This is a genomic window from Ornithinibacillus halophilus (assembly GCF_900129485.1).
GTDB lineage: Bacteria > Bacillota > Bacilli > Bacillales > Amphibacillaceae > Ornithinibacillus > Ornithinibacillus halophilus.
The window spans coordinates 52,628-69,340 of record NZ_FQVW01000007.1; the positions used below are offsets into that span (position 1 = coordinate 52,628).

Here is a 16,713-nt window from a genome sequence, read left to right on the forward strand (position 1 = left end):
CCGAACTGACATCTAGTCAATAGGGAAAGGAACCTCCTTAGTTGATATTAAATACTTCATACTAAGGGGGTTAAGAAAATCTATTAATATTCTACATAAAAGGATGGATACACCATAGAAAGAGCACCTCTTTAGTTAGGGTATACACTTCAACTACTTCTCTCTTCGAAATTCTGTTAAGCCTAAAGGATTATATGCCTCAAAAATATGCCATTTTTCACATGCTAATAGTAAAATACATTCTATAAAAAAATGCTTGGGTACAAGTTACCCAAGCATCTAAAGTTTCTATTGATTCACTACTTGATAAGTTTTCCAACCACCATCAAGGTTTTTCGCTTTAAAGCCATTTTCTTGTAGAATACGAGTTGCTACATAACCTCTTAGACCTACTTGACAATTAACATGAATCGTTTGATCTTTTGGTAATTCTTCCAAACGATTTCGTAGTTGATCTAATGGGATATTTTTGGCCTCTTTAATATGTCCTTTTGCAACCTCATCTGGATTACGGACATCAACCAGAATACCTCCATTGGCTACAATCTCATCAATTTCATGCCATTGAACCGTTTCAGTCGTTCCTTCAACAATGTTAGTAGCAGCATATCCAGCCATATTGACAGGGTCTTTTGCTGAAGAGAATGGAGGAGCATAAGCAAGTTCTAAATCTGGTAAATCTAGAACTGTTAATCCACCTTTAATTGCAGTAGCTATTACGTCTATACGCTTGTCTATTCCATCCATACCGACTGCTTGTGCGCCATAAATTTTGCCTGTTTCTTTATTAAAAATTACTTTTAACGCAATTGGTGAAGCGCCAGGATAATATCCTGCATGAGAAGCAGGGTGAACGTGAATAACTTCATAGTCTATACCAACACGTTTAAGTGTTTTTTCATTGTTTCCTGTTGTTGCTACATTGTAATCAAATACTTTTGCAATAGAAGTACCCATAGTTCCCTTATACGATACTTTTTTACCATATATATTATCTGCAACGGCACGTCCTTGACGATTAGCAGGCCATGCTAATGGTACCATTGTTGGGTTACCATTCACATAGTCTTTAATTTCAATCGCATCTCCAATAGCATAAATATGTGGATCATTCGTTTGTAGGTATTCGTTTACTTGAATTCCACCACGTTCGCCAAGATTAAGGTTAGCTTTTTGAGCTAATTCATTTTCAGGTCTAACACCGATGGAAAGTAAGATCATATCTGTTTCAATTTCTTTTCCTTCATTTGTAATAACCTTAGTCCCATTATTTTCGAAAGCTTTCACACCATCACCTAAAATTAGGTTAACCCCTTTTTCTTCTAAGTGTTTATGGATGATTGATGCCGTTTCGATGTCTAGTGGTGCCAATACTTGATTAGACATTTCTACAATTGTAACTTCCATTCCACGTTCATGAAGGTTTTCGGCCATCTCAAGTCCGATAAAACCACCACCAACTACAACTGCACGTTTCGGTGATTCATTATCAATGTATGACTTAATTCGATCTGTATCCGGAATGTTACGTAGTGTGAATAATGCTTTTGCATCATTAATACCAGGAATAGGTGGTACTACTGGTCGTGCACCAGGTGATAGAATTAGTTCATCATAAGTTTCCTCATACACTTCACCAGTTTGAACATTTTTCACTTGAATTGTTTGGTTTTCACGATTAATTCCTACCACTTCACTAAAATTACGAATATCTAAATTGTATCTTGTTGACATACTTTCAACAGTTTGAACAAGAAGCGCATCTCTTTCCTTAATTGTGCCTCCAATATAATAAGGTAATCCACAGTTAGCGAAAGAAATATATTCACCTTTTTCAAACAATACTATTTCAGATTTCTCATCTAATCTTCTAAGTCTAGCTGCTGCAGTAGATCCACCAGCAACTCCACCAACGATAACGATTTTCTTTGTCATGTACTCTTCCTCCTTTTAAATTACCATAAGGGGTATATACCTTATAGGGTATATTATAACATCTTTTGAAAAAAATTAAAGAGTTAATATTGTTTAGTGGGTGAATCCCTTTTCTGTTAAACTAATTCTATTAGAGGTAAAATAGAAACTGAAACATGATGAGAGGGGTTTATTAATGACTACATATCCTAATGTAAAAGAAACAAAAGAACTAATTAAACAACTAGTCTCTATTCCAAGTCCTTCAGGGTTTACTACCAAAGTAATAGAGTATGTCGAAACTTACTTGAAAGATTTAAATGTAGAAACAAAACGTAACCGTAAAGGTGGGCTAATCGCTACTCTTCCAGGTAAGAATAATGATGAACACCGTATGTTGACGGCACATGTAGATACGCTGGGGGCTATGGTGAAGGAAGTCAAAAGCAATGGTCGTCTACGTCTTGACCTAATAGGTGGATTTCGTTACAACTCAATTGAGGGGGAGTATTGTGAAATCCGTACTTCAAGTGGAAAAGTACTTACAGGAACGATTCTAATGCACCAAACTTCTGTCCATGTTTATAAAGATGCCGGAAAAGCGGAGAGAAATCAGGAAAACATGGAAGTACGTATCGATGCAAAAGTAGAAAATGCGGATGAAGTTCGTGCTCTAGGTATCGAGGTTGGCGATTTTGTATCCTTTGATCCACGAGTACAAGAAGTAGATAACGGATACTTGAAATCACGTCATTTAGATGATAAAGCAAGTGTGGCTATATTGCTTCAATTAATCAAGCGAATTAAAGAAGAAAAACTTGAACTACCTTACACTACGCATTTCTTAATTTCAAATAATGAAGAAATTGGTTATGGTGGGAATTCCAATGTAACTCCTGAGACTGTAGAATATTTGGCGGTTGATATGGGAGCGATGGGTGATGGTCAATCTACGGATGAATATACGGTTTCTATTTGTGTGAAAGATGCTAGTGGACCATATCATTATGGGTTACGTAAACATCTAGTAGAATTGGCAGAGAAAAATGATATCGGCTATAAGCTAGATATTTATCCTTATTACGGTTCTGATGCGTCAGCTGCTATCCGCTCTGGACATGACATTATCCACGGATTAATTGGACCTGGAATCGACTCTTCTCACGCTTTTGAAAGAACGCATGAATCATCATTAGAATGCACCGAAAAGTTAGTTTATCATTATGTATTGTCAGAGCTAGTTAGCTATTAATTTAAAAAGCATGTATGAAATCCAAGTGGAATTCATACATGCTTTTTTGTACGGACAAATAGTACCTAATTTCAGTATTTTATTGAAAACTATTAATGTTTTGGACATCAGGTACGCTATTTACCCAAATTGCTACATAAATAGTATGTTTTTTGATGAATAAAGGAATAGATGTCCATAAGAGTTATAGAAATCCTATTTTATGCATTTTAACGCATTAGATGTCCTTCACACCCTTAGATTACAAAATAATAGATACATAAAAAGTGAAATAGACTTCCTATCAGAATAAAAATATGGAATATTTCATGGAAGCCCATATGTTTAAACTGTAGAAATTTAGGTTTTAGCCAGTAAATGAAGCCTCCAATGGTATATGCTACTCCACCAAGAAGTAAAAATAGCATGCCATTTCCCCCAATAATTCCAAGTAGTTTGGGGCTAAAGAAAATAATAATCCAACCCATCGCTAGATAAAGAGCTGTTGATAACCATCTAGGAGCTTGGAACCAGATTAATTTATATAACACACCTAATAATGCTAATCCATTTATTACACTAAATAATACCCAGCCAGTAACACCATTTAAGCTAATTAAACAAATCGGTGTATATGTTCCAGCAATTAACACAAAAATCATCGAATGGTCAATTTTTCTCAAAAAAGCAATGACATGGTCTCTAGCAACAACCATATGATAGGTAGCTGATGCAGAATATAATAAAATCATGCTTACTCCGAATATGATTACTGCAAAAATAACGATGAAGGAACTTGTTTCGATTGATGCTTTAATTACTAGAGCTAACAAGCCGAAAAACGCGAGTATTGCCCCTGCTAAATGTGTAAAACCATTTATAGGTTCTCTAATATATGCTCCCATGAAGAAAATCAACACCTTTACAATATAATGTAGTTTTAATAACTACATACAATTATAATAGTGTTGTGTCATGTGGTCAAGGTTTACTTGCTTATTGTATTTGCCTATAATTATTATATAAAGACAAAAATGATTGAGGCGAATTGAATGATTGATGATATTTTAGATGAGTTGCAATTAGAGAATCAATTAAAAGTAGAGGATATACCTGATTTAGAACTTTATATGGATCAAGTAATTCAATTATTTGAGAGAACATTTGCTAGTTCTAAACGAAATGATGATGAAAAGGTCCTAACAAAAACAATGATTAACAATTATGCTAAAGGAAAGTTATTTTTCCCGATTAAAAACAAGAAATATTCAAAGGAACATATTTTACTAATAAGCATGATATATCAGTTAAAAGGTGCATTATCGATCAAGGATATCAAAACAACTCTGGAACAATTGAATGGTAAAATTGAGAATAAAGAAATAGAATTAGAAGATTTATACCAACATTTTTTAAGACTTTCAAATAATAATATTGATCGTTTTACAGAAGATAGCAAAGTGTGCTCTACTGAAGTAAAAATAGAGGCAAATCAATTAAATGGCGTTCAAACGGAATACATCGAACAGTTGTTATTGGTTTCCTCGTTTGTACAAATGAGTAATCTTTACCGTCGTGCAGCAGAAAGATTGGTCGATGAGATAGCAAACACAAATCATTCCGAAGAATAAATTGAAAGCAGGTGTCTAGTTTGAAGTTAAGTATATTAGATCAATCCCCAACGGTACTTGGAAAGACGGAACAAGATGCCTTACAAGAGTCTGTTCATCTTGCGAGGCTTGGAGAAAAACTAGGGTATCACCGCTATTGGATAGCAGAGCACCATGATTTAAAAGGACTTGCATGTCCTGCTCCTGAAGTAATGTTAGGAATAATCGGTTCACAAACGGAATCGATCCGAATTGGTGCAGGGGCAATTTTATTACCACATTATAAACCATATAAAGTAGCAGAAACATTTAATCTTTTAGCGACACTATATCCGAATCGTATTGATTTAGGGCTAGGTAGATCACCTGGTGGTTCAGCAGAGGCATCTCTTGCGTTATCCGAGAACTTTTTAGAAAATGTACGAAAGATGCCAGCCGATATCGATGAATTATTGAACTTTCTTTATTTAACTTTTCCTGATGATCATATGTTTTCTAAGGTAAAACCAACACCGGTTCCAGAAACTCCACCAGAAACTTGGTTGTTAGGTACGAGTGAGAAAAGTGCAATTTTAGCAGGAGAAAAAGGAATGCGATATACATTTGGGCATTTTATGAGTGATGTAAATGGACCAGAAATTGTTTCTACCTATAGAAAGAAACTGAAAGAAAATAGACAGGACACAACAAATGATGTAATTGTTGCTGTATCTGCCTTTTGTGCAGAAACCGATGAAGAAGCCAATGATTTAGCGATGAGTCATTTTGTAGCTAGTGTGAAGCGTGGTAAGGGAGAGAAAATTCAATTGCTCTCACCAAGTGAATTAACAGAAATCCAGCTAACGGATGAAGAAAAAGAAGAAATAGAGGCAATGAAAAAGAAACAAATAATAGGTAGTCCGGGTGTAGTCAAGGCAAAATTAAAGCAATTACAAAAAGAATATGATACGGATGAATTCATGATTTTAACAAACACCTATAATTATGAAACGAGAAGAAAATCATACGAGTTAATTGCAAGTGAATTACTTTAATCAGGGGAGAGGAATAGTATGATTGATTTAAGAAGTGATACCGTAACAAAACCAACACCTGAAATGAGACAAGCAGCATTTGAGGCAGTCGTTGGTGATGATGTCTACAATGAAGACCCAACGATATTAAAATTAGAAGCATTAGCAGCTGAAATCGTAGGCAAGGAAAAGGCCATGTTTGTTCCAAGTGGGACACAGGGAAATCAAATTGCTGTTCTAACTCATTGTGTTTCTGGTCAGGAAGTTATTCTTGAAGCAGACTCTCATATTTACTTTTATGAAGGGGCTACCATTTCTGCGTTTGCTGGTGTACAACCACGGACGATTAAAGGGAAAGACGGAGTAATGGATCCTGAAGAAGTAAAACTAGCTATTCGAGAAGATGACATCCATCAACCAGAAACGGGACTGATTTGTCTGGAAAATACACATAATCGAGCAGGAGGAGCGATCGTACCTTTAGAAAATATGCGTGATATTTATTCCATTTCAAAAGAAGCACATATTCCTGTACATCTTGACGGTGCTAGGCTATTTAATGCTTCAGTAGCAACAGGGATCAGTATTAAAGAATATGCTGCTTATACGGATACTGTCCAGTTTTGTTTATCAAAAGGGTTAGGGGCTCCAGTTGGATCGATAATCGCAGGTGATGAAGCGTTTATAGTAAAAGCTAGAAAATGGCGAAAACGATTAGGTGGTGGACTTCGTCAAGCTGGTATGATTGCTGCACCTGGTATAGTAGCTTTAAATAAGATGGTCGATCGTTTAACAGAAGATCATGAAAAAGCTAGATTACTAGCACAAGGATTAATAGAAATTGGATTTAGTGTAGAAAACAATGTTGATACGAATATTGTTTTAGTGAATACCCAATCCCGTGGTTATACAGCAAAGCAGTTTGTTGAAAAATTAAAGGAGTCTGGAATTCTATCAAGTGCTTTTGGGCCAGATACGGTAAGGTTCACAACACATTATGATGTATCTGAAGAGGATATTCAGAATTCAATTGATTTAATAAAGAAGCTTGTGTAAAATTTTATTGTTAAATCCTATAATCCTTAAATGCAAACAACTACTTATAGATAAGGATTTGTCATAAGATAAGAAAGAAAATTCAGAGATGTCTAGCTCCGAGCGCCTGCGACTAGAGAGACTTCCTTCGCCTCCGTACGATAAGTCAACATCGACTCCTTTAGTCGTCGTGTTTCCTTTATCTCCTACGCCTCAGTCCAGTCCTTACGTCGCAAAGCGGGCGCTCTGCGCTTTTCTTATTTACCCTGAGAGGAGTGGTTGTAGTGAAATATAAAAGAAATGAAGCATTCCGTTTTGAGTTTGGCGAGCCTGTTCCAGTTATCTTTTCTATTCGTGCGATTAATGGTAAAGAGGTGGAATCGTCCGATGGTGAGGCAGAGATGCTTGATTTAAGTTTAAATGGAATGAAAATAGCTACAAGTTTGGAGATTCCAGTTGACCGTAATCAAGTTCAAGTAACAACTGCATTTAAGATTGTAAACCGTGAATATAAAATCAATGGTGAACTCGTTTGGATAGATAAAGTGTTTGATAAGTACCACTATGGAGTTCATTTTAATTTGAATGAGAGCACACAGGAAAATTTACTAGATGATTTAAAAGTAATAGGGAAAAAATTAGCCAATCAATAGACTTTCCCAAAAAATACATAGTTAATGTGAGATCCGAACCTTTCTATAATGATGAATGGTTCGGATTTTTTAATGCGAATTAAGCTACGCTATAGAAATACTCTGCACTTTCACTGACAGCAATTAGTGAGCATGAAATAACTGCTCAGTTGATTTACGCTACGGGCAGTCGCTTTCCACGGGCACGGCCTCAGCCAGGCTACAGCTTGAAAGGCATCAGCGCAGCCTTGCACCGAGGAATCATACTTCTATGTATTACTAGAAGACGCAGGTGCATTGAATGGGGTCTTCGGACACGTGCTTTTCCCGTAGGACTAGGAAAGCTACGGCAGCAATACATCGCACGCAGAAAATGCATATGGAAATGCATTTTCAAGGAGTCGACTGCCCTCCACTCCAATCAACAATTTAAACTTTAGAAAACCATTTAATTTGTTGGATAAATTAGTTTGCTAAATACCACGTATACTCTGAAAACAAGTACCACGTGTCGTAATTTAAATCATTAACCTTCTAAAAATCTAGCTTATAATTGTTTGCCTTAGTTAAGTTGCAGTCATTTTAATAAATAATGTACTTAGATTCTACTAAGCCTCAGGTCCTATTACAAAATATAGCTAAGGCTCGTTACGGTAAAAACGATATCTAGATATGATAGAACTACGATATCGAAAGGAGGAAAAAGAAATGAAAAAGTTTCTATTATTTATAGTTGGCTTAATCGCACTATTGGTGTTACTAGCCAATCTTGGACCAATGGTACTACTAGGTGTAAGTGTATGGCTACTGTATGTGATTTTTAAGAAATTCATCAAAAGTGATTCAGTAGCAGGAAAAATTGGTTGGGTGTTTTTAGGGTTAATCGTAGTAAGTATTGCCTTTTCCAATGTATTTGCCGTAATCGGAATCGCAGCTGCGTATATTCTTTACGTAATTTATAAGGGCTGGAAAGAAGATGATGAGCCTGTTGGGCCGAAACCAAATGGGGACCCATTTGATAACTTTGAAAAACAATGGGCTGAATTTAATAATTAAAGGAGAGATTGATATGACAAATATTTTTACACGTATTAAAGATTCTATATCAGCAGATTTACACAATTTGATGGATGAAAAGGAACAGAAAAATCCAATTGCTTCACTAAATCAATATTTACGCCAGAGTGAACAAGAAAAGGAGAAAGTTCGTAAACTTCTCGATCGTCAATATAAGTTGAAAGATGAATTTACTAGAGAATACTTGAAAGCTCAAGACATGGCTGATAAACGTTTGAAGCAAGCGGATATTGCACAAAGAGCTGGTGAAGAACAAATGCATGCTTTTGCAATGAAAGAGCATGAGGAATATCAAGGTAGAGCAAACCGTATGAAAGAATCTCGTGAAGAGGCAACACAACAATTAGAGTTGTTAGAACAAAAATACGAAGAAATGAAACATAAGCTAAAGGATATGCACTTGCGTCGCATGGAGCTAATGGGCAGAGAGAATATTGCAAATGCCAATCATCAAATCAATAAAGTAGTAGAGGAAGCATTTGACAAACCTTATTCAAAATTTAAGGAATTAGAGCAGTATATTGAAGGGTTAGAGCATAAAGTTAATAGTGCTTATTACCGAAGTACCTTTGACTCAAAAATAGCAAACCTTGAGAAAAATCTTAATAAAACAGAACAAGCTAATTAATTATTCCTCAAATTCTAATAGAAAATGATATAATGTAATAGGTGTTTAGTGATTGGTATATTACCAAGAACTTGCACCTATTCTACTTAATAGGAAAGGAGGATCACAATAGATGTTTCATCGCTTATCTACGGACCATTTTAACTGGATACTCATTATTGGTGTGATCCTCTTTATTATAGAAGTTGCCTTTTTTCATGGTGGAATGATTTATTCAGCCCTAATCTCTGGAATTCTTATATATGTAGGTTGGAAGAACTTTTTCACATTATGGGGAAAGATATTATTTTGGATAGGGGTTGTTTCAGGATTACTCTCTATCTTTAATATGCTCGCTGTACGATTTTTAATCGTTGTTGCCATTGTTCTATTTGTATTAAATTATTTAAAATCGAAACAGGAAGATGAAACGATAATACCTAATCTTCCTAATCATCAAGAGGTAATCGTTGATTCAATTATTAAAGTTGAACCACTTTTTGATCATACACTATTTGGTGAACAACAAACAGAAGAAACAGCCTACCAATGGCGCGATATAAATATTCATGCACTGTATGGGGACAGGACAATAGATCTTAGTAATACAGTACTTCCGAACGATACGTCTGTCATCTCTATTCGCCAAGGAATTGGTAATATAACAATCTATGTTCCGTATGAGCTAGATGTTAGCATACATCATAGTTCTGTATTTGGGCGTGCACATATATTAGGAAAGCATCATTGGAAATTAATGAATCAATCCCTCTTCTATCAGACAGAAGGTTATGATCATGCCGTACAGAGAGTTAAAATAATTACCTCTGTATTTTCTGGAGATATTGAGGTGAAGCGGATATGAATACGATTATTCGGCAAACGCTCACTGCAATTCTCGTAGGGGTAATTATAACAATAACCGTTGTAGGGATTACTTTTCTTGCTTTTCCTTTAGAAGATTGGAAGCAAATTATTGAGAGCGATATTGGAGAGGTTCCTTACCTCGTTGTTCTATTCTTATCACCGATTGTTATTGGAACCATATCAGGAATAACAAATGCTCTATTTTGGAGACAACGAATCAAACACATTGATAAGCAGCTGAATGATATCGTTAAAGACCAAGCGATTTCTTTTGATACAGATTCCTATAAAGAACTAAAACCAATTATTCACAGCGTGGAAAAAATACAAGAAAAAATTCGCCAGTATACAGAACATGCTCAGAGGTTGGCTACACAACGAGCAAATGAACGTGAGAAAAGCTTACAGGATATAGTAATACAAGAGCGAAATCGACTAGCAAGAGAATTACATGATTCCGTTAGCCAGCAGTTATTTGCTGCTTCGATGATGATGTCAGCAATTAATGAAACCAATCCTCCAGAAGATGAAGGATTACGACGTCAACTAGAATTAATGGAAAAGATGATACACCAATCGCAATTAGAAATGAGAGCACTATTGCTGCATTTACGTCCTGTTGCCTTAAAAGGAAAATCGATACAAGAGGGAATGGAAGAACTTTTAATGGAATTAACACAGAAGGTTCCTATGAAAGTACAATGGAAAATTGAATCATTTCATATGGATAAAGGGATTGAAGATCAGTTATTTAGAATCCTTCAAGAATCGGTATCCAATACATTAAGGCATGCAGAAGCAACTAAATTAGAGGTCATGTTAATTGAAAGAGATAACACAATCATTTTCCGAGTAGTGGATGATGGAATAGGTTTTGATAAGGAAAAAATACGAACTACTAGTTCCTATGGGTTATCCAATATGGAAGAACGCGCTCATGAAGTAGGCGGTTCACTAAAAATAATTAGTTTACCTCAGCAAGGAACAAAACTTGAAGTGAAGGTTCCAAGTCTAAGGAAAGAAGGGCAAAATGATGATTAAAATATTGTTTGCAGATGATCATGAAATGGTACGAATTGGGGTATCTTCCTACTTATCAGCACAATCAGACATGGAAGTCATTGCAGAAGCAGATGATGGGCATGAAGCAGTTGAGAAGGCTTTAGCATTAAAACCAGACATAATTTTAATGGACTTAGTTATGAAAGAAATGGATGGTATTGAAGCAACGAGTAAAATTATTGATGAATGGCCAGAAGCAAAAATTATCATTGTAACAAGCTTCTTAGACGATGAAAAAGTATACCCAGCATTGGAAGCAGGAGCTACTAGTTACATGCTAAAGACATCTAAAGCAAGTGAAATTGCAAAAGCAATTCGAGAAACCTACAGCGGGAAGTCTGTTCTTGAACCTGAAGTAACAGGAAAAATAATGACTAGGATGCGTCACAAACCGGAAGAAAATTTACATGATCAATTAACAGAAAGAGAAATGGAAATTCTCCTATTAATCGCTCAAGGAAAATCAAACCAAGAAATTGCTGATGAGTTATTTATTGCACTAAAAACGGTGAAAGTCCATGTAAGCAATATACTAGGAAAATTGGAAGTACAAGATCGAACGCAAGCTGTTATTTATGCTTTTAAACATAATTTAATTCAATAAAAAAATCTGTGTAGCGTGATGATGAATCACATCGACACAGATTTTTCTCTTTCATAAAAAGCTGTTATCAATTCGTATATGGATATAAGTTCATATAAGATAATTAATTCAGGTGGAAAATGAGTGGGATGTTGTTCATTGTTTTTCGTAATCTCTTCGTTATCTTCCCAAAATATCTCCGTTAATTCTTTCATTCTGGCATGGCATGTTTCTGGTAAATAATTTTCCTCTTTCATAACTCTTGCTAGTTCTTTCGTCGCATTTAAGATTATCAATCGTTCTTCCTTTGACCATGAGATTGAGTCTACGGGCGTGTTAATGACATTTTCTAGGTGATAGTGAATCATCCGTAATGTCGAAATTTGTTCTTTGGCCTGTTGAAATTGATCTTTTTCATCACTGGCTAATGGGTGATAGATAGACTCTTCTTCTTGATACCTTATGAGAGTTTCAGTTGAAGAAAAATGTTTATCTATTTCTGTTATTAAATTTTGATTTACTTTATTATTTGTAAGGATATTGTTGAAAACTTGTTCAATTAACGTGCCGCTTTTTGAGTTTAATTCATGGATTTTATCTGTAATATTTTTTGTATAGTCAGGTGGAAGGATAAACATATTTACTGCTGTTGAAACGACTAATCCAATTGTAGTTGTACCTAAACGAATGAAAAAAGAGATTAAATAATTGCTATGAATCACTTCAACCATTGCCACTGCCGTTAGGGTTGCTACTAAAAGTCCTGCATGTAATTTGAATCTAAAACAGGTTGCAATCGTAAATGCAGCTGCTAAGGTGTATGTAATTGGAGAGTTTCCAAATAAAGAAATAAACAGTACGGCATAAGCAGAGCCTATCGCCGAAGCAGGGAAGCGGATAATCCCTTTTTTGATAGATTCTGCAACAGTAGGTTCTAATGTTACAATCGCTGTAATTACTGCAAATACTGGTGGCCAATTCAATAATTCACATAACCAAGCAGTTAAAAATATAGCAACAGCAGTTTTAATTACTCGATTGCCAATTAAATGTGGTCTCTTCATAATAAATCACCATTTTTTATTTGAAATATATATTTCTATCCTTAATGATACCATACGTCAAAACAACCATTATTATAGCATATTCTAATAATTTCTTTTGGCGTTTCTTTGCCCTTTAATCCTCTATTAGACGACATTTGTCATATATTGAAATATATTTGTAACATAACCATAATATGAGTGAAAATAAAACATGCTATACTACTAAAGTAACGAATCTATTAAATAGGTAAATACATATTACAATTATTTAAGAGAATTAGAGATTTAATTGTAATGGGAAGCGGGGTAGGAAAGTGAAAAAGGCGATTGTAACAGTAGCCACTATTACCTTAATTGGTATAAGCAGTACTTTCTTAACAAGTGAAGCACATGCGGATACAGTACAAGATTTACAAAATAGACAGTCACAAGTTCAAGATGAACGTTCAGATATAAAAGCAAACTTAGCAAATGCTAAAGAAGAAATTAAAGAAATTATGGTTGAGCTTGAGGAATTGAATGAAGAAATCTCTCAAATCAATGATGCTCTAGTTGCTAACGAAGAAATGATTGATCATACAAATGAAGAAATGGCAGCAACGGAGGAAGAAATTGAAGAATTAGAAGAGTTAATTGATGAACGAAAGAAAATACTTAAAGATCGAATGGTATCTTATCAAAGAAACGGTGGAAATATTGGTTTCTTAGATGTAATTTTCGGTTCAAAAAGCTTTGGTGATTTCATTAGTCGTATTACTGCAGTAAATAAAATTACTGCATCTGATACAGAGCTAATGGATCAACAAGAAAGAGATAAAGAAGAAGTAGAAAATAAATTTGCAGAACTTCAAGATATGGCAGTAGAGCTAGAAGGTATGCAAGAGGTTATCACAGTTCAAAAAGAAGAAAATGAAAGTAAAAAATTAACGTTAAAAAATAAAGAAGATGAACTACAAAGTAAAATAAAAAATCTACAATTAAAAGATAGTGAACTAGCTTCATTAGAAGCACAAGTTAATAGACAAATCGCTTCTAAAAGACAAACTAGAGTTGCAAGTACTGTAACCAGTAAGTCTAATAGTTCAAATGATTCTTCTAGTAAGAATTTAACAACCGTTAGTCGAAATCAAAGCAAAGCACAACCAGCTTCAGGAAGTTTAAGTACCATTCTTAATGCTGGGTACCCACACATAGGCACCCCTTATGTATGGGCTGGAAAGGGACCAGGTGGTTTTGATTGCTCTGGATTTGTATCATGGGCATATGCTCAAGGTGGATACTCGATTCCATCTAGTACAGCAGGATTACAATATACAGGTGTGAAAATTTCTTATAGTAATATTCAACCTGGTGATTTAGTATTCTTTAACACGTATAAAACAAATGGACACGTTGGAATCTATATTGGTAATGGTAAATTTATCGGAGCTCAAAACTCTACAGGCTTAGCAATTGCAGACATGACAACTGGTTATTGGAAGAATAAATTCGCAGGTCATGTAAGAAGAGTAATTAAATAATAGAAATTAAAAACCTTAGCGATTGCTAAGGTTTTTTGTTTTTCACCATACAAAGGACAGAATGATCCCCACTTTAAAAGAAAGAAAATCCCATTTATGAATTACCTTTAATTCCATTCGATAGAACCTTTTGATCCTAAATTTTTTAAAACCCGATTGTTTTGAAATGGGTTATTTGAATAAAGACATGTAACTACGAAAACAATATAATTACTTCTAATCATAAATTAAATTATTTGATACTTTTTTCTGCTTAGCATATCCTAGTAAATGTGTCATTTTTTCTTACTAAATTCAACACAGGGAAGGACATAATAATGAAAAAGTATACATATCGTAATCCTGTTTTTTATGTATCAACTGCATTTATTGTACTAATAGTTATTTTAGGAGCAATTTTTCCAAAAGGTTTTGGCCGCGTTGCCGAGGCGTTATTCAATTTTACGACAACTAATTTTGGTTGGTTTTATTTATTAGCAGTATTCGTCTTTGTTATCTTTCTAATTGCAATGGCATTTAGTAAATACGGAAAAATGCGACTTGGGCCTCCAAAATCTAGACCTGAATATCCATTTTTCACCTGGATAGGAATGCTGTTTTCTGCAGGGTTTGGTTCTGGTTTAGTATTCTGGGGTGTAGCTGAGCCAATGAGTCATTTCTTTAATACACCATTTCCAGGATTGGAACAACAAACAGAAGAAGCAGCTCGAATAGCAATGGGTTATTCCTTCTTCCATTGGGGTGTCAGTCAGTGGTCGGTATTTGCTGTGGTTGGATTAATTATTGCATTTTTGCAATTCCGTAAAGATAAGAATGGGTTGATCTCTACTGCAATCCAACCAGTTGTTGGAAAAAATAAAGGAATAGGTAATGCCATTGATTCCCTTGCTGTAATTGCAACGGTTATGGGGGTAGCAACTTCCCTTGGTCTTGGGATTATGCAAATGAATGGTGGATTAAAGGATGTATTTAATGTACCTAATTCCATTTGGGTACAGATGATAATAGCAGCTGTAATTCTCGTGCTATATTTACTTTCATCAAGTACGGGCTTAAATCGAGGTATAAAGTGGTTAAGTAATATAAATCTCGGATTATGTTTAGTACTTATGGTCTTTGTGTTCTTTGCTGGCCCGACTGTGTTTATCTTGAACTCTTTTGTACTTGGACTAGGTGATTATTTAACTCTTTTCGTCGAATATAGTTTGCGATTAACACCTTATCAAGGTGGTACTTGGGTGAGAGATTGGACGATTTTTTACTGGGCATGGGCAATTGCGTGGTCACCATTTGTCGGTGCTTTTGTGGCTCGAGTATCGCGTGGAAGAACAATTCGTGAATTTGTTATTGGTGTGTTAATCGTTCCACCTGTTATTGCTTGTCTTTGGATTGCAGCATTTGGTGGAACTGCATTATACAGTGACTTAAACAATGGTTCAGCTATTGCAGAAGCAGTAAATGTAGACGTTGCTGTAGCATTGTTTGAAACATTTGGCGTACTGCCAATCTCAAATATATTATCCTTACTAGCGATATTATTGATATTTACATTTTTAGTAACTTCTGCAGATTCAGCTACTTACATTTTAGGTAGCATGACTTCAAAAGGAAGTTTAAATCCTTCACTATATGTAAAAATTATTTGGGGGATATTAATTACTGCAATTGCCGTTGTTTTATTAGTAGCAGGTGGTTTAAACGCCCTACAAACGGCTTCCCTAATTTCAGCATTGCCATTTACAATCATTCTGATATTAATTGTCATATCCTTTGTGAAAATGGTTAAAAAAGAGCAACAGCCGAAGTAATAAATAATAATTTTAGTATAGAGGCTGAGAGTAGAAATGTTAGGTTTCAAAGTCCTTAGTCTCTTTACTCATTTTTTTCTAAAGTACCGTAATATACTTGATGTTGTAATTCCAATAGTGATGACCATTATGGCTGAATAAAAAATAGTCACCTCTTGTATATAAAACGACCCAATCAATAAAACAAAACAATCGATAATAAAGATGAATATCCCAGCATTTACATTTGTGAGTCTTGCTAGTAATAATGCCAGTAAGTCACTTGCTCCTGAACTAATCTCAGCAGACAGCATAATACCAATTCCAGTACCAATTAGAATCCCAGCCAAAATTGAACTTATTAATATAGGTGGTGCTTCCCAGAAGGATAGAGGAAAGAAGAAATCGATCAAAAATGAAGAAATTAACAATCCGTGAATACCATTATAAAAATATGTCCGGTTAAAGAAGAATGCAACCCCATATAAAGGAATACTTAAGGCAATAATCGTTAACCCCGGTTTTAATTCAAAAGCATATTTTGCAATTAATCCTAACCCAATAATTCCCCCATCCAATAAATGATTTGGAATCACAAATAAGTTAATTCCTAGTGCTAATAAAGAACTCCCAATAAGTATTGCTATCGCTTTTTTTATCACATACAAGCCACCTTGTCCAATTAATCCATAGTTCATTGTATGAGAAAACATCCTTAATATTTATAAA

At 34.9% G+C, this 16,713-nt stretch carries 16 protein-coding genes; 12 read left to right on the plus strand and 4 right to left on the minus strand.

What is annotated here, in order from left to right:
• Window positions 1-288 precede the first annotated feature (288 nt).
• Entirely contained in the window at window positions 289-1,935 is a 1,647-nt protein-coding gene (gene cdr / locus BUB12_RS05230; protein WP_072888774.1) for a CoA-disulfide reductase, read from the minus strand.
• Window positions 1,936-2,110: 175 nt separating this feature from the next.
• On the opposite strand from cdr, the gene BUB12_RS05235 reads away from it, so the two are divergent.
• Window positions 2,111-3,166 carry a M42 family metallopeptidase gene (locus BUB12_RS05235; RefSeq protein ID WP_072888776.1) on the plus strand — a complete coding sequence of 352 codons (1,056 nt, stop codon included), beginning with the start codon at window positions 2,111-2,113 and terminating at the stop codon, window positions 3,164-3,166.
• 236 nt (window positions 3,167-3,402) lie between these two features.
• Here BUB12_RS05235 and trhA read toward each other — a convergent pair whose 3' ends face one another.
• Window positions 3,403-4,050, minus strand: a complete 648-nt coding sequence (gene trhA / locus BUB12_RS05240; protein ID WP_072888779.1) for a PAQR family membrane homeostasis protein TrhA — start codon at window positions 4,048-4,050, stop codon at window positions 3,403-3,405.
• Between the two features lie 147 nt (window positions 4,051-4,197).
• Here trhA and BUB12_RS05245 point away from each other — a divergent pair, with 147 nt between their 5' ends.
• From BUB12_RS05245 to BUB12_RS05285, 9 genes are all read left to right on the plus strand, one after another.
• Complete coding sequence (locus BUB12_RS05245) at window positions 4,198-4,776, plus strand: DUF1836 domain-containing protein (RefSeq protein WP_072888781.1); 579 nt, start codon at window positions 4,198-4,200, stop codon at window positions 4,774-4,776.
• A gap of 11 nt (window positions 4,777-4,787) precedes the next feature.
• Window positions 4,788-5,789, plus strand: coding sequence for an LLM class flavin-dependent oxidoreductase (locus BUB12_RS05250; RefSeq protein ID WP_327196132.1), 1,002 nt, complete (start codon window positions 4,788-4,790; stop codon window positions 5,787-5,789).
• An 18-nt stretch (window positions 5,790-5,807) separates the two neighbouring features.
• Window positions 5,808-6,824 carry a low-specificity L-threonine aldolase gene (gene ltaE, locus BUB12_RS05255; RefSeq protein ID WP_072888785.1) on the plus strand — a complete coding sequence of 339 codons (1,017 nt, stop codon included), beginning with the start codon at window positions 5,808-5,810 and terminating at the stop codon, window positions 6,822-6,824.
• A 263-nt stretch (window positions 6,825-7,087) separates the two neighbouring features.
• Window positions 7,088-7,456 carry a PilZ domain-containing protein gene (locus BUB12_RS05260; RefSeq protein ID WP_072888787.1) on the plus strand — a complete coding sequence of 123 codons (369 nt, stop codon included), beginning with the start codon at window positions 7,088-7,090 and terminating at the stop codon, window positions 7,454-7,456.
• A 687-nt stretch (window positions 7,457-8,143) separates the two neighbouring features.
• Complete coding sequence (locus BUB12_RS05265) at window positions 8,144-8,491, plus strand: lmo0954 family membrane protein (RefSeq protein WP_072888789.1); 348 nt, start codon at window positions 8,144-8,146, stop codon at window positions 8,489-8,491.
• A 13-nt stretch (window positions 8,492-8,504) separates the two neighbouring features.
• On the plus strand, window positions 8,505-9,140 hold the full coding sequence (locus BUB12_RS05270) for a PspA/IM30 family protein (RefSeq protein WP_072888791.1): 636 nt from the start codon (window positions 8,505-8,507) through the stop codon (window positions 9,138-9,140).
• A 112-nt stretch (window positions 9,141-9,252) separates the two neighbouring features.
• Window positions 9,253-9,984, plus strand: a complete 732-nt coding sequence (gene liaF, locus BUB12_RS05275; RefSeq protein ID WP_072888793.1) for a cell wall-active antibiotics response protein LiaF — start codon at window positions 9,253-9,255, stop codon at window positions 9,982-9,984.
• On the plus strand, window positions 9,981-11,027 hold the full coding sequence (locus BUB12_RS05280) for a sensor histidine kinase (RefSeq protein ID WP_072888795.1): 1,047 nt from the start codon (window positions 9,981-9,983) through the stop codon (window positions 11,025-11,027). The genes liaF and BUB12_RS05280 overlap by 4 nt, the downstream gene beginning before the upstream one ends.
• Window positions 11,020-11,652, plus strand: a complete 633-nt coding sequence (locus BUB12_RS05285) for a response regulator (RefSeq protein ID WP_072888796.1) — start codon at window positions 11,020-11,022, stop codon at window positions 11,650-11,652. The genes BUB12_RS05280 and BUB12_RS05285 overlap by 8 nt, the downstream gene beginning before the upstream one ends.
• Before the next feature lie 26 nt (window positions 11,653-11,678).
• Here BUB12_RS05285 and BUB12_RS05290 read toward each other — a convergent pair whose 3' ends face one another.
• On the minus strand, window positions 11,679-12,695 hold the full coding sequence (locus BUB12_RS05290) for an aromatic acid exporter family protein (protein ID WP_072888798.1): 1,017 nt from the start codon (window positions 12,693-12,695) through the stop codon (window positions 11,679-11,681).
• 296 nt (window positions 12,696-12,991) lie between these two features.
• On the opposite strand from BUB12_RS05290, the gene BUB12_RS05295 reads away from it, so the two are divergent.
• Window positions 12,992-14,197, plus strand: a complete 1,206-nt coding sequence (locus tag BUB12_RS05295) for a C40 family peptidase (protein ID WP_072888800.1) — start codon at window positions 12,992-12,994, stop codon at window positions 14,195-14,197.
• A gap of 317 nt (window positions 14,198-14,514) precedes the next feature.
• A complete protein-coding gene (locus BUB12_RS05300; protein WP_072888802.1) occupies window positions 14,515-16,005 on the plus strand; it encodes a BCCT family transporter in 1,491 nt (496 codons plus the stop codon).
• A 68-nt stretch (window positions 16,006-16,073) separates the two neighbouring features.
• Here the strand turns inward: BUB12_RS05300 and BUB12_RS05305 are convergent, their stop codons facing one another.
• Entirely contained in the window at window positions 16,074-16,646 is a 573-nt protein-coding gene (locus BUB12_RS05305; RefSeq protein ID WP_072888844.1) for a YitT family protein, read from the minus strand.
• Window positions 16,647-16,713: the final 67 nt, after the last annotated feature.